Source organism: Synechococcus sp. RS9916 (assembly GCF_000153825.1).
Lineage (GTDB): Bacteria > Cyanobacteriota > Cyanobacteriia > PCC-6307 > Cyanobiaceae > Synechococcus_C.
The window spans coordinates 2,405,682-2,431,278 of the sequence record NZ_DS022299.1; the positions used below are offsets into that span (position 1 = coordinate 2,405,682).

The following is a 25,597-nucleotide window of genomic DNA, read 5'->3' on the forward strand; positions in this document are numbered from 1 at the left end:
GCTCACTCCTCTGCTTGGCAGGGGATTGCAGTTTCTGTTGTGAATTAAGACCCCGCGAGCAACTGGTGCAGCTGCGGCTCCAGCAACGTGAAGGCGCGGCCGCGGTGGCCATGGGATTTTTTGCGTTCCCGGTCCATCTCGGCGAAGGTTTGCCCTGTGCCAAGCACTTCGAAAATCGGGTCGTAGCCGAAGCCCTCAGCTCCCCGTGGCGTTGTGGTGATCACGCCATCGCAGCGTCCTTCCACTTCCACCAGCACGGAGCCATCAGGAGCGGCGATGCAGAGAGCTGCGCTGAAGTAAGCGCTGCGGTTGTCGGTGTCCCCCAGTTCCTGGAGCAGACGGGCGATCCGGGCGGGATCGCTTTCGGCGTAGCGGGCGGAAAACACACCGGGTGCCCCGTCCAGGGCGTCCACACTCAGTCCGGAATCGTCGGCCAGGGCCCAGTGGCCCGTGGCTGCAGCCACGGCCCTTGCCTTGATGCGAGCGTTCTCCGCGAAGGTCAGGCCGGTCTCCTCCACCTCCATGCCCTCAGGTTGAGGTTTCATCGTGAGCGGCAGATGCTCAAGCAGACCCGCAAATTCGCGGATCTTGCCGGCGTTGCCGCTGGCGATCACCAGAGTGCGTGCGCTCATCGGGTTACAGGGTCAGGGGGGATGCGGTTGCTGTTCAGATCGACGTGGCGAGGGCTTGGGCCCAGCTCAGCACTTCAGCGACCCGCTCGGCGTTGGGTGCTTCGCAGTAGAGGCGCAGCAAGGGCTCGGTGCCTGAGAAACGCAGCATCAACCAGTGGCTCGGGCCGAGCCGCAGCTTCACGCCATCGGTGGTGATCACCTCTTGCACCACACTCCCGGCGATCTCCCTCGGGGGTTGCTGGGCCAGCAGTTGTTCCAGCCGGTGGCGCGTGGCCATGTCGGGCAAGCGCAGGTCGACCCGGTCGTAATGGCTGCTTCCCCCGCAACGCTGTTGCAAGGCACTGACTCTGGCGCCCAGGGGTTGGCCGCCCTCGACCAAGGCCTCCAGCACCAGGAGAGCAGCAAACAGGGCATCCCGCTCAGGCAGGTGCATGCCAAACCCGACGCCGCCGGACTCCTCTCCGCCAATCAGCACCTCGCCTTCGAGCATTTCGGAGGCGATGTATTTGAAGCCCACCGGCAGCTCGAGCACCTCGCGGCCGAGGTCTTCGGCCACCAGGCGCATCAGATCGGAGCCGCTCACGGTTTTGACCACCGATCCAGGCAGCTGGCGAGCCCTGGCTAAGTGGTCGATCAGCAGTGGCATCAGCTGCTGTGTGCTGCAGAAGGTGCCGCTTTCATCCACCGCTGCGATCCGGTCACCGTCGCCGTCGAAGACCAGCCCGACCGCTGGCTGGCCGGAGGAGCCTGCCGCTTTCACTGCGGTGATCAGCTCTTGGAGGTAAGGCGCCAGGGGCTCCGGTGGATTGCCGCCGAACAGCGGATCGCGATCACTGCGGATCTCTCGCACCGGGCCGGAGATTCCGCCCAGAAGCTCAGCCATGCAGCCGGCAGCGGAGCCATGCATGGGATCCACAATCACTTGCAGTCCCATGGCCTCGAGTCCGCGCCGTAGACCGTCGAGGTCGAGCTTGGACCGGAGTCCGTTGAGGTGCTCCAGGCGGGCATCAAAGCGTTCCGTTTCCCCTTCGATCGGTGGGGTCACACCTGCTGCGGCAAGGCGCTGCTCCACAGCGGCGGTGAAGTCCCCTTCCACCGATCCACCGAATGGTCCTTTGATCTTCAGACCCAGCCATTCCGGAGGGTTATGGCTGGCGGTGATCACCAGGGCGCCGAGTGCTTGCCGTTCCACGACTGCCCAACTGCAGGCGGGGGTAGGCACGGGGGTACTGGCGAGCAGCGGCTGGAGACCACAGCCGCGCACGGCCGCGGCAATCGCCTCCGCCAACTCTGGGGCGAGGAAGCGGCGGTCGTAACCGATCACCACGGTGTTGCTGGTGTTGCCGGCTGCGGCTCGATGGGCCAGCTCCTGTGCAGAAGCGGCGGCGACGGTGAGCAGTCGCTCCACCGTGATGTCAACGCCGAGAATGCCCCGCCAGCCATCGGTGCCGAACTTGATGGCGGTGGCAGCCAGAGGCAGGGGAGCTGAAGCCATGGACTGCAGGCGGAAGGCCGGATGTCAGTTCAGGATCTAGCAGCCGGCCGGCGTACCGTCGGACGATGGGTGACACCCCTTCTGCTGACAAGCCGCTCACGGACCGTCTGCTGCGCAGTTGGGTGCGTTGTCGACGCCGTGCCTGGCTGGATGTGCACGGTGATCCTGATGCTCGGATTTACACCGCCCATCGCACCCTGCAGCTCGATGATCAGCAGCGCAGCTTTGTGGCCCTGCTGCCCCAGAAACCGGCTGCTGGTTTGGCGGGGCTTGCCGATGGGGCGCAAGGCGTCGTGGGTGTGCGCTTGCGTGGCGAGGGGCCTGAGGGCTTGCGCCTCGAAGCGCACCCAGCCTTGTTGCAGCGTGTCAAAGGGCAGAGTCGTTGGGGTGCTTTTGCCTATCGCCCTGTGCTGGCTCGGCAGGGCCGGCGGCTCACCCGTGAACACCGTTTTCCCCTGGCTCTGGCAGGACGGCTGTTGGCCGATTTGCAACAAGCCCCTGTGCCAGAGGCACTGGCTGTGGCGGGTGCTGGGCGCCGTGTGGACAAAGAACGGTTGCCCCTGAATGCGGCACTGGATAAACAGCTGAACGATGCCTTGGGCAAGCTGGCGGGCGATCTGCGCCGCTCCCAGCCCCCTGCCCTGGCGGCTGACCGCCGCAAATGCACGCTCTGCAGCTGGCGAGGGCTGTGCAATGCCGAGGCGGCAGCGGCTGGCCATCTCAGTGAGGTCAGTGGCATTGGTGCGAAGCGCCGCGAAATGCTGCAGGACTTGGGCATCCAGGGCCTGAAGGAGCTGGCTGCTGCTGATCCCACTCGCCTGGCGGGTCAACTTGAACGCTTCGGGGAACAGCACGGCGCCATGGCTGCGCCCCTGGTGGCTCAGGCCCGGGCTCAGAGGGATGGACTCGTGGAGCGTCTGGATCCGGCTTCAGCCTTGCCCGAACTCGAGTCGGCCAAGGGGGTGTTGCTTTACGACATCGAATCGGACCCCGATGCCCGCGATGACTTCCTGCATGGCTTTGTGGTCTTGCCCCGAGCTGTCGATGGCCGTTGGCAGTTGAGTCAGGCCCGCTATCACCCTCTGCTGGTGCTCCAGGAGCACGGCGACTCTGCGTGCTGGCAGCGCTTAAGGCGATTTCTGCGCCACTACCCCGACTGGCCGATTCTTCATTACGGCGAGACCGAGTCGCTGGCCTTGAAACGTATGGCCCAACGGCAGGGGGCCAGTGATCGGGAACGGGCTGCCCTGCAGCGGCGACTGGTGGATGTCCATGCCCGTGTTCGCCGCCATTGGCGCTTGCCGCTGAACAGCTACGGCCTCAAAGCGGTGGCGGCCTGGCTCGGGTTTCAGTGGCGCCAGCGCAGCGTTGATGGGGCGCGGGCCCTGCTTTGGTGGCGGCAGTGGCGAGGGTCCGGGCCTCTGGATCGGGGCCATCACCAAACCCTGCGTTGGATCTTCACTTACAACGAAGACGATGGCCTGGCGACCTGGGCCGTGGCGGCCTGGTTGTTGGCGCAAGACACAACGAAGGGGGGATTGCAGCCCCCGCAGTCCTGACGCACCATCGACGCCTGGGTTGGCGGATGGATTGGGTTAGCTGCAGTCGCGGTAGGCCGGTGGCTGATGCACGTTGACCTCTGTCTCTTGTGGTCCCCAGGTCAGGGTTGGATGGTCGAGACAACCGCGTCGAACCAAGGCCAGGCCTTGCAGGCATTGCCCTGTTTTTTGGCTTGATGTGATCACGCCAGCCCGCTCGCCTGCGACATGGAGCGTGTCTCCGGCTTGCGGGAGAGGGGTGTTGCCGTCCTGTTGCGGGATGGTCCAGCAGCGCAGCTTCTGCTTCACCCCATCGCGGGAGACGAGCTTGGCCACGGTCTCCTGGCCCAAATAGCAGCCTTTCTCCAGACTGACCCAATCGGCAAGGCCCAACTCCAGAGGATTGGTTTCGCCATTCAGTTCCTGGCTGCTCAGGGGCAGTCCATGGCTGATGCGCCATTGCTCCAATTGCTCTGGATCGGCGACAGGCAATGCAGCCCATGGGTCGGGCAGAGGGTGGCTGGCGGGCCACACCACGTCGTCCTGCCATTGCAACGGCTCGGGTGCGGGCTGTAGGCGCTGCACGCGTCGTTGGGGCTCTGCAGCGTTGACTTTCACGCGGTCCGCCGGAAAGATCACCCGGTCAAAGCCTTCCAAGACGGCGTCCGCATCGCCGCAGAGCACCAACACATCGGCTCCTTCGCCATCAAGGCGCACTTCCAGGAGTGCGCGCACGCGGCCTGTCGCTGTGAGCCAGCAGGTGTGAATCAGGCTCTGTTCGGGGGCCTGTTCGATCGCGGCACTGGTTTGACCATGCAGAAATTGGCGCGTTCCTCCACCCGTCAGCCGCAGGAGCGGAAACCTGGCATCCCAGAGCAGCTCATCAACCGCTGCGCTCATGCCGAGAGCTCCTTGGCGCGTGCCGCCACTTCGCTGAGCCTGAACAAACTCACCAACTCCAGGCCGGCGGCATCCATGGCTTCCTGGCCCCCTTCCTCCCGGTCCACGATCGTCACCACCCGTTCGACGCGGTAGCCGGCCTCTTTCAGCTGATTCACGGCCTTGATCGATGAGCCACCGGTGGTGACGACGTCTTCCAGCACCGTGACGCGAGACCCCGTGGGGGGTAGAGGGCCTTCCAGCCAAGCTCCGGTGCCGTGGCCCTTGGCCTGTTTACGCACAATCAGGGCATCCAGATCGCGCCCGGCCTGGGCCGCTGCCATGGCGACACCACTCACCAGGGGATCCGCCCCAAGCGTGAGTCCGCCGACGGCGACGGAATCGGCTTCAACCAACGCCAACATCGCTGGGCTGAGCAGGGCCAGACCACTGCCGCTCAGTGCCACGGGCTTGCAGTTCACGTAGTGATCACTGCTGCGTCCTGAAGCGAGGGTGAAGGTGCCATGGCGATAGCACTCAGTGGCCAGGCGGTTCAACAGGGTGTCGCGACTCATGGTGAGGGCTGGTCTCGCGCGGATCTTCTGCCTAGTTTGCGCTCAGCTGGGTCCCGGGTTGTGTCGCGCCTTCTTCACTCCTCTGTGGTGCTGTCGCTTTTAGCGCTAGGCGGCCTGCCGCTGCAGGCATTCGCCCGCCCGGTGGTTTGCACCACCAGCCTCGAGGCGCCTGGGTCATCGAGCGCTACAGGACCTGTGGAGGTCACCCGCTGTGGTCCGGTGGAGCGCACCGACACCTTGGTTGAAAATCGTTTTTACACCTGGACCGCGCCCTATGCCCGCGGTGTTGATGTGATCCATCAGGTCACTGACCTGCTGGGGATCGCCATGGCTGGTCCTGAGGGGAATCGGTTGATGGGTCTGGGGTTCCCCGACCAGACGATCATTTGGGACGGTTCTGCGGTGGAGAACACCACCAACGCCTTGCTGGAAGAGCAAAGTGCTCCCATCCCTTGGCGCACGGTGGATATTCTCAGTGGTTTTGACAGCAGCCTGGCCAGTGATGGATCGGCGGTGATCGCTCCTGTGGTGGTGGAGACGGAGGTTGAGCAGGTCGAGACCTTTGGTGCCCCGGTGCGCGGCCTGTGGTAAACCCTGTTGCGAAGGGGGTCTAGCAATCTGGTGAATGCAGCGAACTCATAATTCGCCTAAGGCGAGTTCGATCCTCGCGACCCCCATTCACACCGTCTGATGCGCATCCTGCTGCTGCTTGTGTTGCTGGTCCTGCCGGCATTCTTCGCAGCGGTGGAGGTCGCTTTGCTGCGCCTTCGCACCAGCCGCGTGCGCGTTCTGGATGAGCAAGGTGTGCCCGGTGCTGACGCTGTGCATCGTCTGCAGCGGCGAATGCGCCGGGCCTTGTTGATGTCGCAGTTGGGCACCGTCCTCTCGCTGCTGGCTTTGGGGTGGGCTGGCAGTGGTGTGGCCCGGGACTGGTTGCAGACCCATGCATCTGCAGACGGCCTCTGGTGGGACCTCGCCTGGTTTCTGTTGCTCGTGCTGCTCACCACCCTGGTGGCGGGGGTGCTCCCCAGGGCTTGGGTGTTGAGTTCTCCGGAACGGGCGGCGCTCACCCTGGCACCTGTGCTGGAAGCGGTGATGCGGGTGCTGCGCCCCCTTCTGTCGGTCTTGGGTGGTGTGGCATCTCTTCTGCTTCAGCTGCTGGGTTTGCCGGCCCGCTGGGATTCGCTCGGTTCGCCACTCACCGCCGGGGAGCTGGAGACCCTGATTGAGAGCGGTGGCGTCACCGGTCTGCGTCCGGATGAACGCAACATCCTCGAAGGGGTGTTTGCCCTCCGGGACACCCAGGTGCGCGAAGTGATGGTTCCGCGTTCCGGCATGGTCACCTTGCCGGTGGATGTGCGCTTCGCCGAACTGATGGAAGCGGTGCACAGCACCCGCCATGCCCGTTTTCCGGTGATCGGTCAGTCCCTGGATGATGTGCGGGGTGTCCTTGATCTGCGCTTGCTGGCGGAACCGATCGCCCGTGGCCTGCTGGACGAGAGCTCGCCCTTGGAGCCCTATCTGATTCCGGCGGAACGGGTGCTGGAGACCAGCACCTTGGCTGAGCTGCTTGCGCTGATCCGCAACGGTCATCCCCTGTTGCTGGTGGTGGATGAGCACGGTGGGACCGAGGGTTTGGTCACTGCCGCTGATCTCACAGGAGAGATCGTGGGTGAAGAACCGGAGCCGGACTCCGAAATTCCCGATTTGGAAGCGCTTCCGCAAACCCCCGGTAGTTGGCTGGTCGCGGGTGATCTGGAGATCTTTGAACTCAACCGTCAGCTGGGTTTGGAGCTGCCGGAAGCTGCCGAGCACCACACCTTGGCGGGCTTCCTGCTGGAGCGGTTGCAGCACATCCCATCCGAAGGAGAGGCGTTGCGACACCTTGGCCTTCAATTTGAAATTGTGGCGATGGATGGCCCGCGGATTCGCCGGGTGCTTTTGATCACCCCAGAAGAGACATCGGCCGTGCCCGAGGATCACAATCCTGAGATTTCGGACGTCTAGCCGCCGCTTGGTGGTCAGATGATCCCTGATAATCAGCCCAGACCCCCTTTCACCTACCGATGACCGATCCAATGGTGCCGGTGAAGGTGGGTGTGATTGGCATCGGCAACATGGGCTGGCATCACGCCAGGGTGCTGAGCCTGCTGAAAGATGCGGATCTGGTGGGAGTCGCTGATCCTGATCCTGAACGGGGGCAATTGGCCACCGAGCAATTTGATTGCCGTTGGTTTGCCGATTACCGGGACATGCTCGCGGAGGTCGAGGCGGTGTGCATTGCGGTGCCGACCCTGTTGCACCACCCCGTTGGTCTGGCCTGCCTGGATGCTGGCCTGCATGTGCTGATTGAAAAGCCGATCGCTGCCAGCCAGGAAGAGGCTTCATCCCTGATTGCCGCCGCAAACCGTAACGGCCGCTTGCTGCAGGTGGGCCATATCGAACGCTTCAATCCAGCCTTCAGAGAGCTCACCAAAGTGGTGGCCAACGAAGAAGTTGTGGTGCTGGAAGCTCGCCGCCACAGCCCCCATGCCGATCGCGCCAACGATGTGTCGGTGGTGCTCGATCTGATGATCCACGACCTCGACCTGGTGCTTGAGCTGGCTCAGGCGCCGGTGGTGAGCCTGGCGGCTGCCGGCGGTCGCACGGCTGATGGTCCGATCGACTACGTCAACGCCACGCTTGGGTTTGCCAACGGTGTGGTGGCCAGCCTCACCGCGAGCAAGATGAGCCACCGCAAGATCCGCAGTCTCAGTGCCCACTGCCGATCCAGCCTTGTCGAGACCGATTTCCTCAACCACAACCTGCATATTCATCGCAGGGCGCATGAGTGGTATTCCGCTGACCATGGTGAGTTGCTGTATCGCAACGACGGCTTCATCGAGGAAGTGAGCACCACTTCGATCGAGCCCCTCTATGCCGAGCTCGAGCATTTTCTGCAGTGTGTGCGGGGTCGTGAAACCCCGGCAGTGGACGGCCTGCAAGCCTCCCGGGCTCTCAAGCTGGCTGATTTGATCGAGCACGCCGTTGAGCACCCTGGGATCGGAGTGCCTCTCAACGATCCGATCTGACTGGGTGCCCGATCCTGAAAGGGCACGGGGTCGTCAGACCAGTCCTTCCTGTTCCGCCAGTTCCCGCAGCGCGACGATTTGCCATTGGCGGCATTGGGCTGGTGAAGAGCGATAGAACCGATCCCAGGCCGCCGCCTTGTGGTCGCCGTAGCAAGCGGGATCCTGATCCGGGTGGGTGAGCCCCCAGCCGACCCGCACGGCGTGGCCAATCACCACATCCAGGGCAATGTCGTCGTCGAACTGCACGTCAGGGTTGGCTGCTGTGAAGGCCATCAGTGACAGCAGGCACTCGCTGCAGAGCTGACGGTATTCCGGTGCATTGATCCGGCCGAGCAAGTGCTCAACCTGCGTCGCAAAGTTGCGTTCACCCGGTGTTTTCTCCAGCAACAGTGCGCTGGTCAGGCGGTTGCGCCGTTCCAGCTTGTCGCCGATCACCAGGCCGCGGCAGTGCTGAAGCAGAGACCAGATGCCGGCGTGGAAGTCCTTGGGGACCCGTTGTAGGGACCCGAGGCGGATGCGGTGCTGGAGCCAGTCGCCCCCGCTGGGTTGCTCATCGAGAGGCGCTGGCACCGTCCACTGCACTGAGCCGCTCAGGTGCAGTTGCTCATGACGTTGAAGGGAGGCTCTGGCGTGTTCCAGGTCGGCGAGCACGGTCCGTAGGCGCAGGCCGAGGGTGTGGGGTGGTTCGCAGCAGAGTGCTTCGAAGGCTTCGTCCTGGCTGCAGCGACGCTCTGCTGCCAGTTCGGAGGTGAGCAGCAGCAGCAGTTGCCCGAGCTGGAGGGTGAGGGTGCCTTTGAGCAGCTGGGGCTGTCGTCTGGCCAGGCCATCGAGGGCCAACAGCAGCTCTTGCTGGAGACTGCTTTCGCGGGCATCGGAGCCGCAGGTTCGGCGGATCAGAGAGGCGATCGAGCCGCTGCCCAAAGGCTGGCTGAGGCTGGAGTCGGTGGTGTAGTTGCGGCCCACCACCACGGTCTTCTGGCGCGCCAGCAGGTCGATCAGCGCATCTTCCAGCTGAGGGTGCACCAGGCCCAGCACGCCGGCGCACCGGCGCACCACATTCCAGTCCTGTTGCTGAAGGCCGCGGCGATAGATCTCCTCCGCCAGCACCCGTAGGCCGATCGTGGTGCTGCCAGGTCCCTCCAGTCGAGGCTGCCCCCCGAGGCGACGTTGCAGCAGTTCCAGCACTTCGGCTTGCTCCCGCAATGACGCACTGGTCCAGAGCCGTTGACACAGTTCGCTGACGGAGATGTCGTCGAGTTCCTGTTCCTGGGCTGCTGTCAGATCCGCGAGATCGGTGGAGTCCCGCAGCAGGCGGGTTGGATCAATGTCGGCCTCAGCGCTCTTGCCGTCGACTGCGGGGTTTGCAGGCGCTTCAGGAAGGTCCACCCATTGGCCTTGCTGGGCGAGTTCATCGAGTGGTGCGCACTGCACGTCAATGCCATCGATGAGCCCGTGATTCAGTTGCTCGGCGAGGGCCATCACTGTGTCGGGTGCCCGCTCAAAGACCGCTTCCGGGATGGGAATCAGCAGCAACGGAGCGCCGGCTCCACGCCAGTGGCGCTGCAGGAGGTGCAATTCATTGAGCACGGTCTCCACCAACTGGCTCGGGTCATCCGCGAGATAGAAGGTGTCGTCTTCCAGCACGGCCGGAGGGAAGGCCAGCTGGTGCTCGCCATGGCGATAGAAGCGGGCGGTGACCGCCGATTCCATCCGGATCGGTGGATATCCGCTCAGGCCAAGCCCCCCATTGGCGCCCAAGGGGCGTAGCCGCTGCCTGAGGCAGGCGGATGGTTGAACGCGCACCCTCCCGGTCTCCGGATCGGTGACGGGGATGCCCCGATCCCGCATCACCTGAGCCTGCTGCGCATTGGCTGGCACCAGGGCCACCAGCACCTGATCGGCGCCTGGCATGGCCGGCAAGCGCCGACCGCAGGGGTCCAGGTCCTCTGGCAGAAGCAGACCGCTCAGGAGCATCTCCCCCAACCAGGAGAGGCTCTGGGTCCAGAGCAGCGGCACATTGTCGTTGGCATGGCGTTGCTGGCTTCCCGGCTGGTCGCGTTCCGCTTCCAGGGCCTCTTGCGGCACCACATAGAGCTCTGGATACAGCTGCTCACCGTTTTGCTCTACCGCCAGTGGTTTCAGCCGTTCCTGCCAATGGCGGGCGTCGTTCCAGCGTTCCTCGCAGCAGGCGGTGAGCAGTTCGTAGGCCAGAAACAGGGGCCATTCCGATTCGATTCCCTCGAAGGTGGCTAGCTCATCCCGTTCGTAATGCAGCCGGCTGACGTCTTCCACCACGGTCTGGTGGCCGTCACGGAGGAAACGTTTGTAGCCATAGGGTCCGCCGAGTTCGCGGCGAACCCGTTCAAGGGTGCGGGCGACCAGCTGGGGATCCTCAACGGCCCAGGCGGGATAGCCGACGACCGACAGACAGGCACTATCGGCTTCCTTGCTGGCTGACTCCCGGGGCAGCAGTCCCTGCAGGGCGCGACGCAGGCGCACGAGGGATCCCTGGGGAATCACAACGCGCATACTGCCGTTCCCGTGAGCGCCAAACAGATCGAGGTCTTCCAGTGCTTCCAGAGCGGCTTTGGCCATGCCGATAGAGCTGGCATTGCGCTCTGGGAGGCCGTGGTTGCCTTTGTCGCCGCGCTCCCAGATGCCGTAATCGGGAATGCGATACGCCCGGGCCACGTAATACACGAGGTTCTGCACGAAATCGGCTTCGTGGCGGCTGCTCACCACCGTCAGCCCACCGCGGGTGAGCTGGGCCAGCTGCAGCAAAAACAATGAGGTCGCATCCAGCTGGAGATGGCCCCAGCCGTTGTCGGGCACCACCGTGTCCCCGCTCGCCGTGTCGTATTTGGCGTGGAGTGCGTCGAGGGGATGGAACGTGGTTTTGAACCGCTCCACCTTGTGGGCCTGGCGCATCATTGCGTTGAGCAATCCACGCATCAGGGCCAGGACGCGCTGCTCCAGTTCCCAGGAGCGGGGTGTGGTTTGGCCGAAATGCCGTCGGTGGGCAAGGGCGAGCCCCCAGACGCACTGGATCGAGTAAACGCAATCGCGAACCCAGGCATCGCCGTAATTGCCATGCACCGTGTGGGCCGTGCTGGCGGGGAGCAGGCCGGTGATCGGATGCTGGCGACTCAGCACCACCCGCGCGATCGCGTCATCCAACTGCAGCAGTAGGTCCTGCTGCTCCTGGTCTGAGCGTGCATCGGTAGGGCTGGGTTGCGTCAGAACCATGACCTCCTGGCCGACCGGCCTTAAATTCTCCCCTGTTGCCGGAACTCGGATGGACGTCCTCAGTACCGATCCGTGTGATCAACGGCGTTATCGGGTGCTGGGGGTCGGTGTTGATGCCTGCAGGGATGTGACGGCTGCGGCCATTGGCCTGCATGCGCGGGGAGGCGGCCAGATCGTCACGCTCAATGCGGAAATGACGATGACGGCACGAGCCAATCCGCAGTTGGGCGAGGCGATTGCCGCCGCTGACTTGGTGATCCCCGATGGGGCGGGTGTGGTCTGGGCCTTGTCACGCCAAGGGGTGAAGGTGCGACGCAGCCCCGGCATTGAGTTGGCTCGTGATCTACTCAGCTACGCCGAAAGTCATGGTTGGACGGTGGCGCTGATCGGTGCAGCACCCGAAGTGATGGAGCGTTTGCGTCAGCGGCTGGCCAAGGAGCTTCCTGCCCTGCGCCTGACGATGACGGAGCACGGTTATCAGTTTGCTGAAGCCTGGCCAGGGATCGAAGCACAGTTGCATGCTCAGAAGCCCGACTTGGTGCTGCTGGCCCTGGGTGTGCCACGCCAGGAGACCTGGGCTCTGCGCGTCCGTCAGGGGCAGCCTGGGCTCTGGATGGGTGTGGGTGGAAGCTTTGATGTTTGGGCTGGTGTAAAAGAGAGGGCTCCCCAGTGGATGAGTCGTTTCCAGGTGGAATGGCTCTACCGATTGGTGCAGGAGCCCAGCCGTTGGCGTCGGATGTTGTCGCTGCCAGCGTTCGCTTGGGCGGTGCTCCGCCGCGGCTAGTTGACGCTGCCTTTCGCTTCCATGCAGGCAGCGCAAAAAAAAATCCCGCCCACTGGCAGAACCAGCTGGACAGGAGGTGGAAATCGAGTTGTGAATCGGCGCTTGGTCCGATGCTTGAAGGCTTCAGCGGAAGCCGACGGATGCCTGCCAAACGAAGGCGAGAAGCAGGAAGAAGACAGGAATGATCGGCAGGATGTCGACAAGCGGACCGAAGGCTTGATAAGCCTCGGGCAGTTGGGCCAGAAGATCGAGTGTGGTGGCGGCCATCCCGGGGATGTCTAGGTTCGTTGAGCGGACGCTACCACGTGTGATGGGCCGGCGACTCCGGATCCCAGGGAGCGAAATCCTCTGAAAAACAGCCGTCTTGAATCGCTTGCCGCATGGCGGTGGTGAAGCGGATCAGATGGGTGAGGTTGTGCAGGCTGAGCAGCGTCAGTCCCAGCAGTTCTTCACTGCGGATCAGGTGATGCAAATACGCCCTGGTGTGGCCTTTACAGGCCACGCAGCTGCAGCTGGGATCCAAGGGCGTGTGGTCGTGGCGGAAGCGGGCATTGCGCAGATTCCAGCGTTCGCCTCCCACAAGGGCGGTGCCATGCCGTCCGAGGCGTGTTGGCAGCACACAGTCGAAGAGGTCGATGCCGTTCGCGACAGCCACGGCCATCTCCCGCAGCGTCCCAATCCCCATGAGGTAGCGGGGGCGATCACTGGGGAGCAACGGGGTCACCTGGCGAACGATGCGGTGCATCTCCTCCACGGGTTCGCCCACGCTCACGCCGCCAATGGCGATGCCAGGCAGGTCGAAATCCGCGGTCGTGCGTGCGCTCAGGTCGCGGAGATGGGGGTAGCAGCCACCTTGAACGATGCCAAACAGAGCTTGATCCGATTTGGTGTGGGCGTCGGCACATCGGGCGAGCCAGGCGTGGGTCCGCCGGCAGGCCTCTTCGACGTCGTTTTCCGTGGCTGGATAGGGAGGGCACTGGTCAAAGGCCATGGCCACATCGGCCCCAAGGGCCATTTGGATCTCCATCGATTTCTCCGGCGTCAGCAGGATGCGACTGCCGTCCCGGGGGTTACGGAAATCCACGCCGTGGTCGTCGATGCGATTGAGGTCCCCCAGGCTGAACACCTGGAAGCCGCCAGAGTCGGTCAGCATCGGGCCGTCCCAGCCCATAAATCGATGCAGGCCACCGGCATCAGCCACCACCTGCTCACCCGGTTGCAAATGCAGGTGATAGGTGTTCGAGAGCACCATCTGGGCGCCTGTCTGCGCCAATTGTTCAGTGGTCACCCCTTTGACGGTGCCGAGGGTGCCCACGGGCATGAATCGCGGCGTGGTCACCGGACCATGGGGTGTGTGAAAGCAGCCACAGCGCGCTTGGGTGTGGCTGCAGTGGGCGTCGATCTGAAAACGGAACACGGGCCAAACCGGGGCCATCCCTGACCCTACGGTGAGCTGGATCCCCAGCTCCGGTGCTGCACCGCTCCCGCCGATGGCCGTCGCCCCGTCCTGGTTGCGCGATCTCGCCGGAGCTTGGGTGTTTTATTCCGTGTTGCCGGCTTGGCCGCGGCTTCAGCCAGGATTTCAGCGCATCGCTCGCTTTGCGCCCTGGATTGGTCTGGTGATCGCCGCGTTGCAGATCGCTGTTTGGCTGTTGCTCCAGGGCCTGGGGTGGCCCCTGCTGGCCACGGTGCCGGTGTTGATCGCCCTGGAGGCCTGGGTCACCGGGGGATTGCATCTCGATGGTGTGATGGACACCGCTGATGGCCTTGCAGCCGGAGCCTCCCGCCGACTGGAAGCCATGGAGGACAGCCGTGTCGGGGCCAGTGGTGTGCAGGCATTGGCTTTCGTGCTGCTGCTGCAAATGGGTGCGTTGTTTTGCCTGGCAGAGCGAGTCCCGATGGGGATGCCTTGGGTGTTGGCCGCGGTGGGCTTTTTGAGCCGTTGCTCTCCTCTCTGGGCTGTGGTCCGTTTTCCCTATCTAAAACAAGATGGAACGGCTGGATTTCACCGGGAGGGAGCACGGGGCTGGCGGGAGGCTCGGCCTTCGTTGCTGGTGATTGTGGTGACCCTGACGGTGGTAGTCGCCGTCGGTCAGGGGGTCTTGTTGGGCGTGATGCTCCTGGTTGGCCTGGCCTCCGGTCTTGTCGTCGCTGAGGTGCTTGGACGCCGCTTGGGTGGGCACACCGGTGACAGCTACGGGGCTTGCGTGGTCTGGACCGCAACCCTCATGTTGGTGTTGCTGGCGCTGCTGCAGCCTCTGGCTGTGTCGTTGGCAAGGTGATCACAAACGCATTGCCCTGATCAGGAAGTGCGGGATCCAGATCGGCGGGACGATTCGCGAGGGCTAGCGTCCCGCCCCGCTCTTCGGCCAGTTGGCGTCCCAGGGCCAGTCCGAGGCCACTGCCGCTGCGGTCCTGGCTGCTCGTTCCACGGACCCCTCGTTCGAAAATTCGCTCCCGTTCTTCGACTGGAATCGGAGGGCCTCCATCCCAGAGGCACAGTCCCTGGTCGAACAAGAGCAGCCCAAGGGGAGCCCCTGAGGGGCTGTAGCGAAAAGCGTTCTCCATCAAGTTGGCCAGAATTTCGGCCACCACGGCGTCTGCGGCAGGCCGTGGTTGTTGCATCCACGTTGGCCACTGATCAGGGCCATGCCATGCCCGTCCCTGCAGGGCTGCTGTGGCGGCTGCTCTCTCAGCCAGTGGTGTCAAGAGCTCTTGCAGGGTGATTGGGGGCTGATCAGGAAGGACGGGCGGCAGTAACAGTGGAGTGGATGTGTCGCTGATCAAGCGATTCGTGGGATGACCGATGCGGTCGAGAGCGTTGACATAGCGATCCAGTTGCCCCTGCTCCTGCAGCAGGTTTTCCACGAGAGCCCGGTGGTCGCTGTCAGGGCCAAGGCGGCGGAGCAGGAGCTGGGCATAGGTGCGGAGGGCTGCCAGCGGGTTGCGCAACTGGTGCACCATCAGATTGAGCTGAAGGCGTTGCTGCTCCAGTTGCTCCAGCAGCCGGGTTCGCTCCAGATCAAGGCTGAGGCACTGGGCCATTGCACTGGCACTGGCCTGCAGACGTTGATCGAGGTCCTGACTCCATCTGTGATCGCTCTGGCGTTCAGCGCGGAGGGCGCCCAGCAAGACGTTGCCTTCCCGCAGGGGGTACCAACGACGTTCCGGGCAGGGAGTCCGGAGTGTGGGGTCTGCTTGGGCAGCCGGTAGCGGCGGGGCGGTATCGGGCCATTGGTCCACCATCACAAGGCTGGCGGCTTCATCGTGTTGTCCCTGGGCTGCGTACAGCACGACATGGGTCAGACAGCCCGCTGTGCCGAGGCTTTCGAGCTGTTGACGCACCAGTTGCAGAAAACGTTCCGTCAGCTGCATGGCGTCAATGGTGGCCTTCGATACAGACGCCCTCCAGGCTTGCCTTCTGCCAGGGGCTTGAAAAATTGGGAAAAAGTCTTAAGATCTGACCAACGACCGATAGCACGACGCCCTCGAGGCGGCTTTGCGTCACTGTCGAGCCGGCTTTGCTTGCATTTTCCGCAAAAGCAAGGCTACAGCAGAGGTTGAACACAACTCGTCTCTGTCGACGCCGATATTTTCGGTGGTGGTTTGTCACGTGTCTATGTGTGGGGTGGGGATTCCCGCACTGCTAGTCGCTCTGGCTGCTGACGTCTGGACTTTTGTCCTGCTCTTTGCTCCCTCTATCGCCCTCACAGGGTCTCCTTAATCATGTCAAAGAAGCGCAAGCGGATCAGCCGCCGCCGTTTGGCGGGACAGCGGGTCCTCGCCCATGTGCCCACCTACCATCTCGAAACTGGTGAACACAAGCCGGTGACGGCAGCGCGTCGCTATTTGGCAGAAGGCTGCATCACCCCACCAGCCTTGCTGCGTGTGCGTCGCAATGAGCACACCACTGATCATTTCTTCTGGGGCGAAAAGGGCCTGTTCAGCGCCCAATACGCCGAGGAAAATCATTTCCTCTTCCCTTCCCTGCGCTCCATCGTTGACAACGTCGGCGAAGAGGTGATTTTCGAAGGCCTGGAGCTGGCCTCCGACGATTGGGAGGAAATGGAAGAGTACGAATACGCGTTCGTCTGAAGCCGCCCTTTGGCGATTCGCCTCAGAGAGTCAGCCCTCACGCCCGGCTTGTTCAAGCCAGGTGTTGAGGGCTTTGCTGATGACGGAAAACACGCTCTCTGGAATCGTGTGGCCGCCGTCGAAGGTTGTAAGGCTCACGTCCGCACGTCCGCTGGATAGGCGACGTTGGATTTCTTCGGCGGCACTGCAAGGCACCACCTCGTCTTGGCGGCCGTGGATCAGTAGCACCGGAGGCCGTTCTGCCGGTGCGCTCCAGTGGGGATGGGGGTAGCCGCTGCAGGCGATCAGACCGGCAAGGGGTAAGTCGCAGCCGGTGGACAGGGCCATGGCGGCTCCTTGGGAGAACCCCAGCACCACAGTGCGGTTCAGGGCAACTCCCTCATCCTCCAGTGCCGTCAGCCGGCTGCGTAAGGCAGCCTCGGCGCTGGGGACGGTATCCCAGTCGGCTGGGAAGAGGCCATACCACTGACGTCCCACGCCCTGTGGATGAGGCTCCGGTGCCGGTAAGGCCACCAACTCCAGGGGGAGCTGCGTTCGCTTGGCCAAGGTCTCGCCCAGCATCAACAGATCATCAGCATCCGCACCCCAGCCATGCAGCAGCACCAGGCGCCCCCGAGGGTCTGCGTCGGGCTGAAGGCGAAGAGGGGCTGGAGCGGCTGAAGGCATCGGAGCTGCCGGAGCGTTGCTGCGTAGGTTGGCTCAGGACCGATCTTGCTGCGATCTCATGGCACCTTTCGCGCTGCTGAGTGTCTCCAACAAAACGGGCCTGGTGCCTTTAGCGGAGGCTTTGCATCGTCAGCATGGCTATCAGCTGTTGTCCAGCGGCGGTACGGCCAAGGTGCTTCAAGAGGCCGGCTTGCCTGTGACCAAGGTGGCGGAACACACAGGAGCACCTGAGATCCTGGGAGGACGCGTCAAGACGCTGCATCCACGGGTGCACGGCGGCATCCTGGCCAAGCGTGAAGACGCCTCCCATCGCGCCGATCTCGAGCAGCAGCACATTCCGCTGATTGACCTGGTGGTGGTCAATCTCTATCCCTTCAGGGAAACGGTGGCTCGGCCCGATGTCACCTGGGATCAGGCGATCGAAAATATTGATATCGGTGGTCCGGCCATGGTGCGGGCTGCAGCCAAAAACCACGCTGATGTGGCGGTGCTCACCAGCCCGGATCAGTACGACCACGTTTTAGAAGCGCTGCAAGGCTCCGGTGGGGGCGTGCCGGCTGATCTGCGTCGTCAGCTCGCTCTGGAGGCGTTTCAGCACACCGCTGCCTATGACACGGCGATCAGCACCTGGATGGGGGCTCAGGTGGAGACCGATGCCGCTCCTTGGCTGGATGCCGTGCCCCTTCGCCAGACCTTGCGCTACGGCGAGAACCCTCACCAGCAAGCCCGTTGGTACAGCCAGCCCAAGCAGGGTTGGGGCGGGGCGCTTCAGCTCCAAGGCAAGGAGTTGAGCACCAACAATCTGCTCGACCTCGAGGCGGCACTGGCCACGGTGCGGGAATTTGGTTTCGGCGTGGATGGTCGCCACCCTGCTCAGCAACCAGCGGCTGTGGTGGTGAAGCACACCAACCCTTGCGGTGTGGCCGTGGGTGATGGTGTGGCCCACGCGCTCACCAGGGCCCTCGATGCTGACCGGGTCAGCGCGTTTGGCGGCATCGTGGCCATCAATGGGGAGGTGGATGCGGCCGCGGCCCGGGAACTCACCAGCCTGTTCCTGGAGTGCGTGGTGGCTCCGGGATTCACGGCCGAAGCCCGCGAACTGCTGGCTGCTAAGGCCAATCTGCGCTTACTGGAACTCGCTCCGGCTGCGATTGACGCTGCAGGCCACAACCACGTGCGCAGCATCCTCGGCGGTGTGCTGGTTCAGGACCTCGATGATCAGCCCATTGATCCCACCAGCTGGACTGTTGCCACCCAGCGCCCTCCGACGGATCAGGAACGCGCTGACTTGCAATTCGCCTGGCAACTGGTGCGCCATGTGCGTTCCAACGCCATCGTGGTGGCCAAGGGTGGCCAGAGCTTGGGCGTTGGCGCTGGGCAGATGAACCGTGTGGGCTCGGCCCGCCTGGCTCTCGAGGCGGCTGGCGATCAGGTCAAAGGGGCTGTGCTGGCCAGTGATGGCTTTTTCCCGTTTGACGACACGGTGCGTTTGGCGGCCAGCCATGGCATCACCGCTGTGATTCACCCCGGCGGCAGCATGCGCGATGCCGATTCGATCAAGGCCTGTGATGAGCTCGGCCTGGCGATGCTGCTCACCGGTCGCCGTCATTTTCTGCACTGAGCAGCCGCTTGGAGGGGCGTGGTTCTAGCCTCCTTCAACGCAACGCTTCCTCTGATGCTGGCCGTCCTTCCTTTCAGCCTTAATTTTGTACATCCCTTGATGATGTTGATGCTGCTGGCCGCCGGTGGCTACGCCATGTTCTTGGGCATCAAGGCCAAGAAGGTGCGTACAGGCACCCCGGAGCAGCGTAAAGCTCTGATCCCCGGCAAGTTTGCTCAGCGTCACTACCTCTGGGGAAGTGCCGTATTGGCCGTGATGGTGTTCGGCACCCTTGGAGGTATGGCCGTCACTTACCTCAACAATGGCAAGCTTTTCGTTGGCCCTCACCTGCTGGTGGGCCTGGCGATGACCGGGATGATTGCAGCAGCAGCATCTCTTTCTCCGCTGATGCAGCAAGGCAATCTGATTGCCCGTAAGGCCCATGTGGGTCTGAACATGGGCATGCTCACCTTGTTCCTTTGGCAGGCCGTCAGCGGCTTCGAGATCGTCAACAAGATCTGGACCAACCGCTGACGCTGCTGGGGGCGATCACACCTGGCGCCTCAGACATCTTGATGCGAAAAAGGGCGGTGTTTAGAACGCCGCCCTTTTTCGTGCTGGGCAAGCAAGGCCATGGGTGGCATGGAAGTCTTCCTGCACTTTCCAGGTCAGCCGACGGGAGATCTGGCGAACGATTTGACGCAGCAGGTGGTCGCCGCTGGATTGCACCAGCCCCTCAGGGAGCATGGTGATCACTTTGGGGAGCTTGATCCAGACCGACAGGTCGAGGTCCCAGCTCACGCTTGTGGAGGGGCTTGCATTGCCACTGTCGTCTCTTCCGGTTGGTTGCTCCTCGAGGCGCAGCGATGCCTGGAAGTCCACGTCGTAAAGCGCATTGATGCCATCGTTGCGTCCAGGCACTGGCTCGGTGGTGATGGCATAGGTGCCTTGCTGCTGGGGCAAGAGACGCAGGCCGATGGTGGGCTCCACTTCAAAGCCGAAATTGCCAAACCGGCCGAGGCGCAGGGCATAGGCCTGAGCATCGAGCACGTCGACGTCCATGGGTTTGGCGCAACGCCGGAACCACCCCTCATGCCGATCGAGATAGGCACCCACCTCACGCGTGGTGGCGCGCATCTCCATCTGATCCGAGAAATGGCTGCTGTAGCAGCGGATCTGCGGGTCGTCGCTGTGGCGCAGGGAATCGGCTGGATGTCTCGTCAAGAGCAGCACGGATGGAGGTCCCTCTCCGGGGACAATCCCCGCATGTCAACCAATGTAAAGGGGGCTGGGGGTCAGGATTCGCTCAGGCCGATCAGTCGCTGAATCACGTGCTCCACGACCCGATCAGGGGTGGAGGCACCCGAGGTGATGCCGACATTGACGGGACCTGCTGGCAGGAAATCGGCTTCGCGGATCAAGTCTTGGCCCAGGGGTTTGTGCTCGATGCTGTTATCGGCCCCGATCCGCTCTGGAGTGTCGATGTGGAAGGAGCGGATGCCGCGACTCACGGCGATTTCCTGCAGGTGGGTCGTGTTGGAGGAGTTGTAGCCGCCGATCACCACCATCAGATCGAGGGGTTCGTCCACGAGGGAGAACATCGCGTCCTGGCGCTCCTGGGTGGCGTCACAGATGGTGTTGAACGCCAGGAAGTGTTCGTTGAGGGCGGTGGGGCCGTATTTGCTCAGCATCGTCCGCTCGAACAGGCGGCCGATTTCCTCGGTTTCACTCTTGAGCATGGTGGTCTGGTTCGCCACTCCCAGGCGTTCGAGGTCGCGGTCGGGATCGAACCCCTGCGAACAGGCATGGGCGAATTTGGTCATGAAGGTCTCACGATCTCCATTGCCCAGGATGTAGTCGGCCACCATTTGGGCCTCCTTGAGGTCGAGCACCACGAGGTAGGTGCCGGCGAAGGAGCTGGTGGCGAGGGTTTCCTCGTGCTTGACCTTGCCGTGAATGATCGAGGTGACCGTCTGTTTTTTGTGCTTCTCCACGGTGGTCCACACCTTGGACACCCAAGGGCAGGTGGTGTCCACGATGTGGCAGCCGCGTTCGTTGAGGAGCTGCATCTCCTGCACAGTGGCTCCGAAGGCGGGAAGGATCACCACATCCCCTGAGGTGACGCCGGAGAAGTCTTTGACGCCTTGATCAACGGCGATGAACTCCACGTCCATCTCCCGCAGGTGGTCATTCACAGAAGGGTTGTGAATGATCTCGTTGGTGATCCAGATGCGTTCATCCGGATAGTGCTTACGGGTTTCGTAGGCCATGGCCACAGCCCGCTCGACGCCCCAGCAGAAGCCGAAAGCCTCGGCGAGGCGAACGTTGAGCCGCCCATGGGTGAGGCGATAGTCGTTGTCGCGAATTGAGCCGATCAGACCGCTCTGATAGGCCTGCTCCAGGCTGCCGGCAACTTCTTCTGCGCGGCCGAATCCACGCCGGTTGTAGCGATCGGAATGGTGCAGCGAGCGCTTAAAGGCGTGGGTATCCATATCCGGCAAAGCAGTGGGATGACTCTATGGGCAGCCCCTGCAGGTTGACGCGCGGGGGCAACAGGGCAAAAAAAAGTCCGGCCGATGGGGCCGGACTTGAGAGGAGCTGATCGGAAACGCGGGACGCGTTGGTTCAGCTGTTGGTGGTGGCGAAGTCGGGATAGGCCTCCATGCCGTGCTCACCGATGTCGAGACCTTCGATCTCTTCTTTTTCGGTGACGCGGATGCCACCGAAGAGAGCGCCGATCACAGACCAGGCGATGAAGCAGGTGACGAGGGTCCAGATGGCGTAAGCAGCACAGCCAAGGGCCTGGATCCCCAGCTGGGAGAAACCACCACCGTTGAACAGGCCAATGCCCACGGAGAATTCGTCAGGAGCCATGCCCTTGACACCCCAGAGGCCGATCACGATCGTGCCCCAGACACCGCACACACCGTGCACAGAGAAGGCACCCACGGGGTCATCGATGCCAGCTGAATCGAGGGCCGAAACGGCAAACACCACGATGATGCCGCCGACAAGGCCAGCGACCCAAGCGCCAACCATGGTCAGGTTGCCGCAACCTGCGGTCACGCTCACCAAGCCGGCAAGGATGCCATTGATGATCATGGTGAGGTCGGGCTTGCCCGATGTGATCGTGGAGATCACGGTGGCGCCGATGGCGCCGCCTGCAGCGGCCAGAGAGGTGGTGACAGCCACGTAAGCCACGTATTGGTCCATTGCCAGCTCGGAGCCGGGGTTGAAGCCGTACCAACCGATCCAGAGGATCAAAGCGCCAAGGGTGGCGATGGCCATGTTGTGGCCAGGGATCGCCTGTGGGCGACCGTCAACGAATTTGCCGATGCGGGGGCCAAGCAGCATGGCGCCGACCAGACCAGCCCAAGCGCCCACGGAGTGAACGATGGAGGAACCGGCGAAATCGATGAAGCCGAGGCTGTCGAGCCAGCCGCCATTCCACTGCCAGGAACCGGAGATTGGGTAGATGAAAGCGGTGAGAACCAGGGCGAAGATCACGAATTCGCCGAATTTCACGCGCTCTGCAACCAAGCCGGACACGATCGTTGCAGCAGTTCCAGCGAAGGCAGCCTGGAAGAGGAAATCGACAGCTGGCACAAGCTGAACACAATCGTCAGCTTTGTCGGCTGCTGCACAAGCGATGGCTTCAGTGGCTGAAGGATCGAAGAACAGACCTTTGAAATACAGCCACCCATCAACCACAGAGCCGCCGTACATCAGCGAGTAGCCGATGAACCAATACGCCGTCACCGCAAGGGCGAACACGAACAGGTTTTTGGCGAGGATGTTGACGGCGTTTTTCTGACGGCACATGCCGGCTTCGACCATGGCGAAGCCAGCGTTCATGAAGATCACCAGAATGGTGGCGATCAACAACCAGAGGTTGTCGGCAAGGAAGCTGGTGAGTTGAAGACCAGTCAGATCTTCGAGTTTGGCGCTTTGCGCGTGGGCAGCAAGGTTGAACAGGCCCAGGCCTGCGAAAGCAACCGGAACGCAAGCGAGCCAGGTTAGTGAGCGATTGGTTCGAAAGCCGCGGATGCTTTTAAGGAGGAGCATGGGGCCCTCCAGGAGGCTTGCTTCCTGGAGACGCGGCTTGCTCCGCCTGGAAGGCGAATGCAGAGCAGATGTCATGAAAGAAGAGCAGGGCTGCAAAGACGTTCTCCGTGGTGTTCGGATGAAGTCGTCGGCACTAAGGGTGACCAATGATCTGCCTGGGTCAATGTTCGCGTTGTTACAAAGTCAAGGATTAGATGCAGAAAATGGGTTGTTTGACGCATTCGTGGATGGCTTGACTGGTCGAAGTCCTTGCCAACGCACTTGATCTACTTCGAAGCTGAAGCAGCAGGGCAGCACTTCCACACCCGCATCCAGGGCTTCGCGGAACAGTTCTCCGTAGCGGGGGTCGGCGCTGTCGCCGGGAGCAAAAGCGGCCACATCCGGTCTGCTCAGGCACGGGACGAGCACCGCGCGAGCGTCCGGCAGTACATCCATCAGCTCCTGCAGGTGCTTCTGTCCCCGTTCGGTCACGGTGTCGGGGAACAGTGCCAGATCACCATCGGTCCAGGTGGTGTTTTTAACCTCTAAGTAAATGGGCCTGGGATCTTTGGCGTTTTCTGGGGGCTGCAGCAGCAGGTCGATCCGGCTTTTTCTGTCTCTCCCGTAGGTCACTTCGGCCCGAATCGAGGCGATGTCACCCAGTTGCTCCTGGAGGCATCCGGCTTCGACCGTTGCTCGGATCAGGCGATTGGGCAGGGCGGTGTTGATGCCAACCCAGCACGGTGATCCGTCAGCACCGGTGACCTCCGCTTGCTCCCAGGTCCAGGCCAGCTTGCGGGTGGGAGAGGGCGCATGGCGCAGCCGTACACGCTGACCGGGGATCAACACGCCAGTCATTGGTCCGGTGTTGGCGCAGTGCGCCGTTACTTCACTGCCGTCGTTGAGGCGCACGTCAGCCAGAAAGCGTTTGTAGCGCTTGAGCAGCACCCCTTCATGCAGGGGTTCGAACTGAAGCAGGGAAAGACCGGACATGAGGGGCCGTGGGCGGGCCAGAGATGGTGGCCATGGTGGCCCCTGGGGGCTTCCCAATGGCGTCAGTCGGTTGAGAATGCAGCCCATCTCTGAGTCGGCTTGCTGTTCCGCCATGGCGAGATCCCTCAAGCGCATCGCCCTGGTGGTGACCTACGGCACGTTGCTCAGCAAGCTGGGCGGTCTGGTGCGCCAGCTCGTGATCGCTGCAGCGTTCGGGGTCGGTGCGGCCTACGACGCCTACAACTACGCCTATGTGTTGCCGGGTTTTCTGCTGATCCTGTTGGGAGGCATTAACGGACCCTTCCACAGCGCCATGGTCAGCGTGCTCAGCCGGCGGCCCAAAGAGGAAGGGGCACACATCCTCTCCACCCTCAACACCATGGTCAGCGCGGTGTTGCTGCTGGTGACCCTGATCCTGGTGCTGGCCGCTGATCCTTTGATCACGTTGGTGGGGCCTGGTCTTTCATCTGAGCTTCACCACAACGCTGTGATCCAACTGCAGGTGATGGCGCCGATGGCGCTTCTGGCGGGGCTGATCGGCCTTGGTTTCGGCTCCCTCAATGCGGCGGATGAGTTCTGGATTCCGGCGATTTCGCCGTTGATGTCGAGTCTGGCCTTGATCCTTGGGGTGTGCTTGCTCTGGTGGCAGCTCGGCCCTTCGATTGCTGCGCCCCAGTCGGCCATCGTTGGCGGGGTGGTGTTGGCCCTGGCCACTCTGGTGGGGGCCCTGCTGCAGTGGTTGCTGCAGTTGCCGGCCCTGGTGAAGCAGGGTCTGGCGAGGCTCCAGTTGGTGTGGGATTGGCGCCATCCCGGGGTGCAGGAGGTGTGGCAGGTGATGGGTCCTGCCACCCTCTCCTCGGGGATGTTGCAGATCAATGTGTTCACCGATCTGTTTTTTGCCTCCGGAATCCTTGGGGCGGCGGCAGGCCTGGGTTACGCCAACTTGTTGGTGCAGACCCCTTTGGGGCTGATCTCCAACGCCCTGCTGGTGCCGTTGTTGCCCACGTTTGCCCGGCTCACAGGGCCAGACGATCGTCCGGCTTTGGTGGCTCGGATTCGTCAGGGCTTGATGCTTTCCACCGCCAGCATGCTGCCGCTGGGAGCCCTATTTGTGGCACTGGGAGCCCCGATTGTCTCCTTGGTATACGCGCGTGGTGCCTTCGATCAGCAGGCGGTGCAGTTGGTCACCGGACTTTTGATGGCCTATGGCGTTGGTATGCCTGCCTACCTCGGTCGGGATGTGTTGGTGCGGGTGTTCTATGCCCTGGGAGATGGCACGACTCCTTTCCGCCTCTCGATGGCAGGCATCGGCATGAATGTGTTGTTCGACTGGCTGCTGGTGGGTGGCCCTACCCCCTGGGGCCCTCAGATGCCCTTCAACTTCGGTGCTCCGGGGCTGGTGCTGGCCACGGTGGCGATCAATCTGATCACCTGTCTGGCGTTGTTGATCGCCTTGCAAGGGCGTCTCAAAGGATTGCCTCTGCGTTCTTGGGCTGTTGATGCGCTGCGCTTGCTGCTGGCGGCGCTCCTGTCTGGGCTGGCGGCCTGGGCTCTCAGCACCTGGATCGCCTGGCCGCTTGATTTGCTCGGTCGACTTCTCCAGGTGGGTCTGTCATCAGCCCTGGGGCTGCTGTTGTTTGTGGGGATTGGCCGCAGCCTTGGGGTGCCGGAGGTGGAGGAGCTGACGGGCACCTTCACTCGGCGATTCAGTCGTCGCTGAGGATCACATTGCGGTCTTCCCGCACCTGAATGGGCAGCTCGAGTTGCTGGCGGCCCACGACTTGGGGACCCTGCACCGACAGGATCCGGGCTTCAATTCCAAATTCCTTGAACGCGTTCTCCAGCTCCTGGATCAACGCCTTCTCCACCTGCGCCTCGGCGTCGACCACCTTGCCGATCAAGCGCTCCCCGAGCTTGCCGATGCGTTGACGCATCACCTCGCGGGCATTGGTGACCTCGATGATCAGCACGGGGGCTCC

The 25,597-nt window shown here is 62.8% G+C and carries 24 protein-coding genes and 1 tRNA gene; 11 read left to right on the plus strand and 14 right to left on the minus strand.

What is annotated here, in order from left to right; translation table 11 throughout:
• Positions 1-44 precede the first annotated feature (44 nt).
• Together rdgB and RS9916_RS12035 are read right to left on the minus strand one after the other, a co-directional pair.
• Positions 45-632 (minus strand): RdgB/HAM1 family non-canonical purine NTP pyrophosphatase, encoded by a 588-nt coding sequence (gene rdgB, locus RS9916_RS12030; RefSeq protein WP_007099709.1) that lies wholly within the window; start codon positions 630-632, stop codon positions 45-47.
• Between the two features lie 34 nt (positions 633-666).
• A complete protein-coding gene (locus RS9916_RS12035; protein WP_007099710.1) occupies positions 667-2,127 on the minus strand; it encodes a phosphoglucomutase/phosphomannomutase family protein in 1,461 nt (486 codons plus the stop codon).
• 65 nt (positions 2,128-2,192) lie between these two features.
• Here RS9916_RS12035 and RS9916_RS12040 point away from each other — a divergent pair, with 65 nt between their 5' ends.
• Positions 2,193-3,686 carry a TM0106 family RecB-like putative nuclease gene (locus RS9916_RS12040; RefSeq protein WP_007099711.1) on the plus strand — a complete coding sequence of 498 codons (1,494 nt, stop codon included), beginning with the start codon at positions 2,193-2,195 and terminating at the stop codon, positions 3,684-3,686.
• Positions 3,687-3,722: 36 nt separating this feature from the next.
• On the opposite strand, the gene RS9916_RS12045 is transcribed toward RS9916_RS12040, so the two are convergent.
• Both RS9916_RS12045 and pyrE read right to left on the minus strand, forming a co-directional pair.
• On the minus strand, positions 3,723-4,565 hold the full coding sequence (locus RS9916_RS12045) for a folate-binding protein YgfZ (protein ID WP_007099712.1): 843 nt from the start codon (positions 4,563-4,565) through the stop codon (positions 3,723-3,725).
• On the minus strand, positions 4,562-5,119 hold the full coding sequence (gene pyrE / locus RS9916_RS12050; protein ID WP_007099713.1) for an orotate phosphoribosyltransferase: 558 nt from the start codon (positions 5,117-5,119) through the stop codon (positions 4,562-4,564). The genes RS9916_RS12045 and pyrE overlap by 4 nt, the downstream gene beginning before the upstream one ends.
• Positions 5,120-5,203: 84 nt before the next feature.
• Here pyrE and RS9916_RS12055 point away from each other — a divergent pair, with 84 nt between their 5' ends.
• From RS9916_RS12055 to RS9916_RS12065, 4 genes are all read left to right on the plus strand, one after another.
• Positions 5,204-5,710, plus strand: coding sequence for a hypothetical protein (locus RS9916_RS12055; RefSeq protein WP_007099714.1), 507 nt, complete (start codon positions 5,204-5,206; stop codon positions 5,708-5,710).
• A gap of 13 nt (positions 5,711-5,723) precedes the next feature.
• A tRNA-Ile gene (locus RS9916_RS14625) sits at positions 5,724-5,796 on the plus strand.
• Between the two features lie 13 nt (positions 5,797-5,809).
• A complete protein-coding gene (locus RS9916_RS12060; RefSeq protein WP_007099715.1) occupies positions 5,810-7,126 on the plus strand; it encodes a hemolysin family protein in 1,317 nt (438 codons plus the stop codon).
• Positions 7,127-7,185: 59 nt separating this feature from the next.
• Positions 7,186-8,190, plus strand: coding sequence for a Gfo/Idh/MocA family protein (locus RS9916_RS12065; protein ID WP_007099716.1), 1,005 nt, complete (start codon positions 7,186-7,188; stop codon positions 8,188-8,190).
• 33 nt (positions 8,191-8,223) lie between these two features.
• Here the strand turns inward: RS9916_RS12065 and RS9916_RS12070 are convergent, their stop codons facing one another.
• A complete protein-coding gene (locus RS9916_RS12070; RefSeq protein WP_007099717.1) occupies positions 8,224-11,436 on the minus strand; it encodes a glycoside hydrolase family 15 protein in 3,213 nt (1,070 codons plus the stop codon).
• Positions 11,437-11,485: 49 nt separating this feature from the next.
• Between RS9916_RS12070 and RS9916_RS12075 the strand changes: the two genes are divergently transcribed.
• Entirely contained in the window at positions 11,486-12,220 is a 735-nt protein-coding gene (locus RS9916_RS12075; RefSeq protein ID WP_038024624.1) for a WecB/TagA/CpsF family glycosyltransferase, read from the plus strand.
• Positions 12,221-12,343: 123 nt separating this feature from the next.
• On the opposite strand, the gene RS9916_RS12080 is transcribed toward RS9916_RS12075, so the two are convergent.
• Complete coding sequence (locus tag RS9916_RS12080) at positions 12,344-12,487, minus strand: photosystem II reaction center protein K (protein WP_007099719.1); 144 nt, start codon at positions 12,485-12,487, stop codon at positions 12,344-12,346.
• Between the two features lie 31 nt (positions 12,488-12,518).
• Entirely contained in the window at positions 12,519-13,637 is a 1,119-nt protein-coding gene (tgt, locus tag RS9916_RS12085; RefSeq protein WP_038024625.1) for a tRNA guanosine(34) transglycosylase Tgt, read from the minus strand.
• A 73-nt stretch (positions 13,638-13,710) separates the two neighbouring features.
• Between tgt and cobS the strand changes: the two genes are divergently transcribed.
• Positions 13,711-14,502, plus strand: coding sequence for an adenosylcobinamide-GDP ribazoletransferase (gene cobS / locus RS9916_RS12090; protein ID WP_007099721.1), 792 nt, complete (start codon positions 13,711-13,713; stop codon positions 14,500-14,502).
• Here cobS and RS9916_RS12095 read toward each other — a convergent pair.
• A complete protein-coding gene (locus RS9916_RS12095) occupies positions 14,447-15,595 on the minus strand; it encodes a sensor histidine kinase KdpD (protein WP_007099722.1) in 1,149 nt (382 codons plus the stop codon). The two genes, cobS and RS9916_RS12095, sit on opposite strands and share 56 nt — an antisense overlap.
• Before the next feature lie 351 nt (positions 15,596-15,946).
• Between RS9916_RS12095 and RS9916_RS12100 the strand changes: the two genes are divergently transcribed.
• The gene (locus tag RS9916_RS12100) at positions 15,947-16,315 is read left to right on the plus strand and encodes a DUF3155 domain-containing protein (RefSeq protein ID WP_007099724.1); all 369 of its coding nucleotides are present in this window, start codon (positions 15,947-15,949) and stop codon (positions 16,313-16,315) included.
• 30 nt (positions 16,316-16,345) lie between these two features.
• On the opposite strand, the gene RS9916_RS12105 is transcribed toward RS9916_RS12100, so the two are convergent.
• A complete protein-coding gene (locus RS9916_RS12105; RefSeq protein WP_007099725.1) occupies positions 16,346-16,981 on the minus strand; it encodes an alpha/beta hydrolase in 636 nt (211 codons plus the stop codon).
• Positions 16,982-17,039: 58 nt separating this feature from the next.
• Between RS9916_RS12105 and purH the strand changes: the two genes are divergently transcribed.
• Together purH and RS9916_RS12115 are read left to right on the plus strand one after the other, a co-directional pair.
• A complete protein-coding gene (gene purH, locus RS9916_RS12110; RefSeq protein ID WP_007099726.1) occupies positions 17,040-18,602 on the plus strand; it encodes a bifunctional phosphoribosylaminoimidazolecarboxamide formyltransferase/IMP cyclohydrolase in 1,563 nt (520 codons plus the stop codon).
• Positions 18,603-18,656: 54 nt separating this feature from the next.
• Positions 18,657-19,115 (plus strand): DUF4079 domain-containing protein, encoded by a 459-nt coding sequence (locus tag RS9916_RS12115; RefSeq protein ID WP_007099727.1) that lies wholly within the window; start codon positions 18,657-18,659, stop codon positions 19,113-19,115.
• Positions 19,116-19,175: 60 nt separating this feature from the next.
• Here RS9916_RS12115 and RS9916_RS12120 read toward each other — a convergent pair whose 3' ends face one another.
• From RS9916_RS12120 to sfsA, 4 genes are all read right to left on the minus strand, one after another.
• Positions 19,176-19,814: a DUF1997 domain-containing protein gene (locus tag RS9916_RS12120; protein WP_007099728.1), complete on the minus strand. Its 639-nt coding sequence runs from the start codon at positions 19,812-19,814 to the stop codon at positions 19,176-19,178.
• A 62-nt stretch (positions 19,815-19,876) separates the two neighbouring features.
• On the minus strand, positions 19,877-21,073 hold the full coding sequence (locus tag RS9916_RS12125) for a 4-hydroxy-3-methylbut-2-enyl diphosphate reductase (RefSeq protein ID WP_007099730.1): 1,197 nt from the start codon (positions 21,071-21,073) through the stop codon (positions 19,877-19,879).
• 133 nt (positions 21,074-21,206) lie between these two features.
• Positions 21,207-22,721 (minus strand): ammonium transporter, encoded by a 1,515-nt coding sequence (locus RS9916_RS12130; RefSeq protein ID WP_007099731.1) that lies wholly within the window; start codon positions 22,719-22,721, stop codon positions 21,207-21,209.
• A gap of 108 nt (positions 22,722-22,829) precedes the next feature.
• Positions 22,830-23,618, minus strand: a complete 789-nt coding sequence (gene sfsA / locus RS9916_RS12135) for a DNA/RNA nuclease SfsA (protein WP_050752341.1) — start codon at positions 23,616-23,618, stop codon at positions 22,830-22,832.
• Positions 23,619-23,730: 112 nt separating this feature from the next.
• Here sfsA and murJ point away from each other — a divergent pair, with 112 nt between their 5' ends.
• Positions 23,731-25,338: a murein biosynthesis integral membrane protein MurJ gene (gene murJ / locus RS9916_RS12140; protein WP_007099733.1), complete on the plus strand. Its 1,608-nt coding sequence runs from the start codon at positions 23,731-23,733 to the stop codon at positions 25,336-25,338.
• Here the strand turns inward: murJ and RS9916_RS12145 are convergent.
• The gene (locus RS9916_RS12145) at positions 25,325-25,588 is read right to left on the minus strand and encodes a hypothetical protein (RefSeq protein ID WP_007099734.1); all 264 of its coding nucleotides are present in this window, start codon (positions 25,586-25,588) and stop codon (positions 25,325-25,327) included. The two genes, murJ and RS9916_RS12145, sit on opposite strands and share 14 nt — an antisense overlap.
• Positions 25,589-25,597 lie beyond the last annotated feature (9 nt).

Excerpts from the sequence above, each read along its gene's own strand:
- rdgB (WP_007099709.1), bottom strand. The coding sequence starts at position 632 with ATGAGCGCACGCACTCTGGTGATCGCCAGCGGCAACGCCGGCAAGATC.
- RS9916_RS12035 (WP_007099710.1), bottom strand. The coding sequence starts at position 2,127 with ATGGCTTCAGCTCCCCTGCCTCTGGCTGCCACCGCCATCAAGTTCGGC.
- RS9916_RS12040 (WP_007099711.1), top strand. The coding sequence starts at position 2,193 with ATGGGTGACACCCCTTCTGCTGACAAGCCGCTCACGGACCGTCTGCTG.
- RS9916_RS12045 (WP_007099712.1), bottom strand. The coding sequence starts at position 4,565 with ATGAGCGCAGCGGTTGATGAGCTGCTCTGGGATGCCAGGTTTCCGCTC.
- pyrE (WP_007099713.1), bottom strand. The coding sequence starts at position 5,119 with ATGAGTCGCGACACCCTGTTGAACCGCCTGGCCACTGAGTGCTATCGC.
- RS9916_RS12060 (WP_007099715.1), top strand. The coding sequence starts at position 5,810 with ATGCGCATCCTGCTGCTGCTTGTGTTGCTGGTCCTGCCGGCATTCTTC.
- RS9916_RS12065 (WP_007099716.1), top strand. The coding sequence starts at position 7,186 with ATGACCGATCCAATGGTGCCGGTGAAGGTGGGTGTGATTGGCATCGGC.
- RS9916_RS12070 (WP_007099717.1), bottom strand. The coding sequence starts at position 11,436 with ATGGTTCTGACGCAACCCAGCCCTACCGATGCACGCTCAGACCAGGAG.
- RS9916_RS12075 (WP_038024624.1), top strand. The coding sequence starts at position 11,486 with ATGGACGTCCTCAGTACCGATCCGTGTGATCAACGGCGTTATCGGGTG.
- RS9916_RS12080 (WP_007099719.1), bottom strand. The coding sequence starts at position 12,487 with ATGGCCGCCACCACACTCGATCTTCTGGCCCAACTGCCCGAGGCTTAT.
- cobS (WP_007099721.1), top strand. The coding sequence starts at position 13,711 with ATGGCCGTCGCCCCGTCCTGGTTGCGCGATCTCGCCGGAGCTTGGGTG.
- RS9916_RS12095 (WP_007099722.1), bottom strand. The coding sequence starts at position 15,595 with ATGCAGCTGACGGAACGTTTTCTGCAACTGGTGCGTCAACAGCTCGAA.
- RS9916_RS12100 (WP_007099724.1), top strand. The coding sequence starts at position 15,947 with ATGTCAAAGAAGCGCAAGCGGATCAGCCGCCGCCGTTTGGCGGGACAG.
- RS9916_RS12105 (WP_007099725.1), bottom strand. The coding sequence starts at position 16,981 with ATGCCTTCAGCCGCTCCAGCCCCTCTTCGCCTTCAGCCCGACGCAGAC.
- purH (WP_007099726.1), top strand. The coding sequence starts at position 17,040 with ATGGCACCTTTCGCGCTGCTGAGTGTCTCCAACAAAACGGGCCTGGTG.
- RS9916_RS12115 (WP_007099727.1), top strand. The coding sequence starts at position 18,657 with ATGCTGGCCGTCCTTCCTTTCAGCCTTAATTTTGTACATCCCTTGATG.
- RS9916_RS12125 (WP_007099730.1), bottom strand. The coding sequence starts at position 21,073 with ATGGATACCCACGCCTTTAAGCGCTCGCTGCACCATTCCGATCGCTAC.
- RS9916_RS12130 (WP_007099731.1), bottom strand. The coding sequence starts at position 22,721 with ATGACATCTGCTCTGCATTCGCCTTCCAGGCGGAGCAAGCCGCGTCTC.
- sfsA (WP_050752341.1), bottom strand. The coding sequence starts at position 23,618 with ATGTCCGGTCTTTCCCTGCTTCAGTTCGAACCCCTGCATGAAGGGGTG.
- murJ (WP_007099733.1), top strand. The coding sequence starts at position 23,731 with ATGGCGAGATCCCTCAAGCGCATCGCCCTGGTGGTGACCTACGGCACG.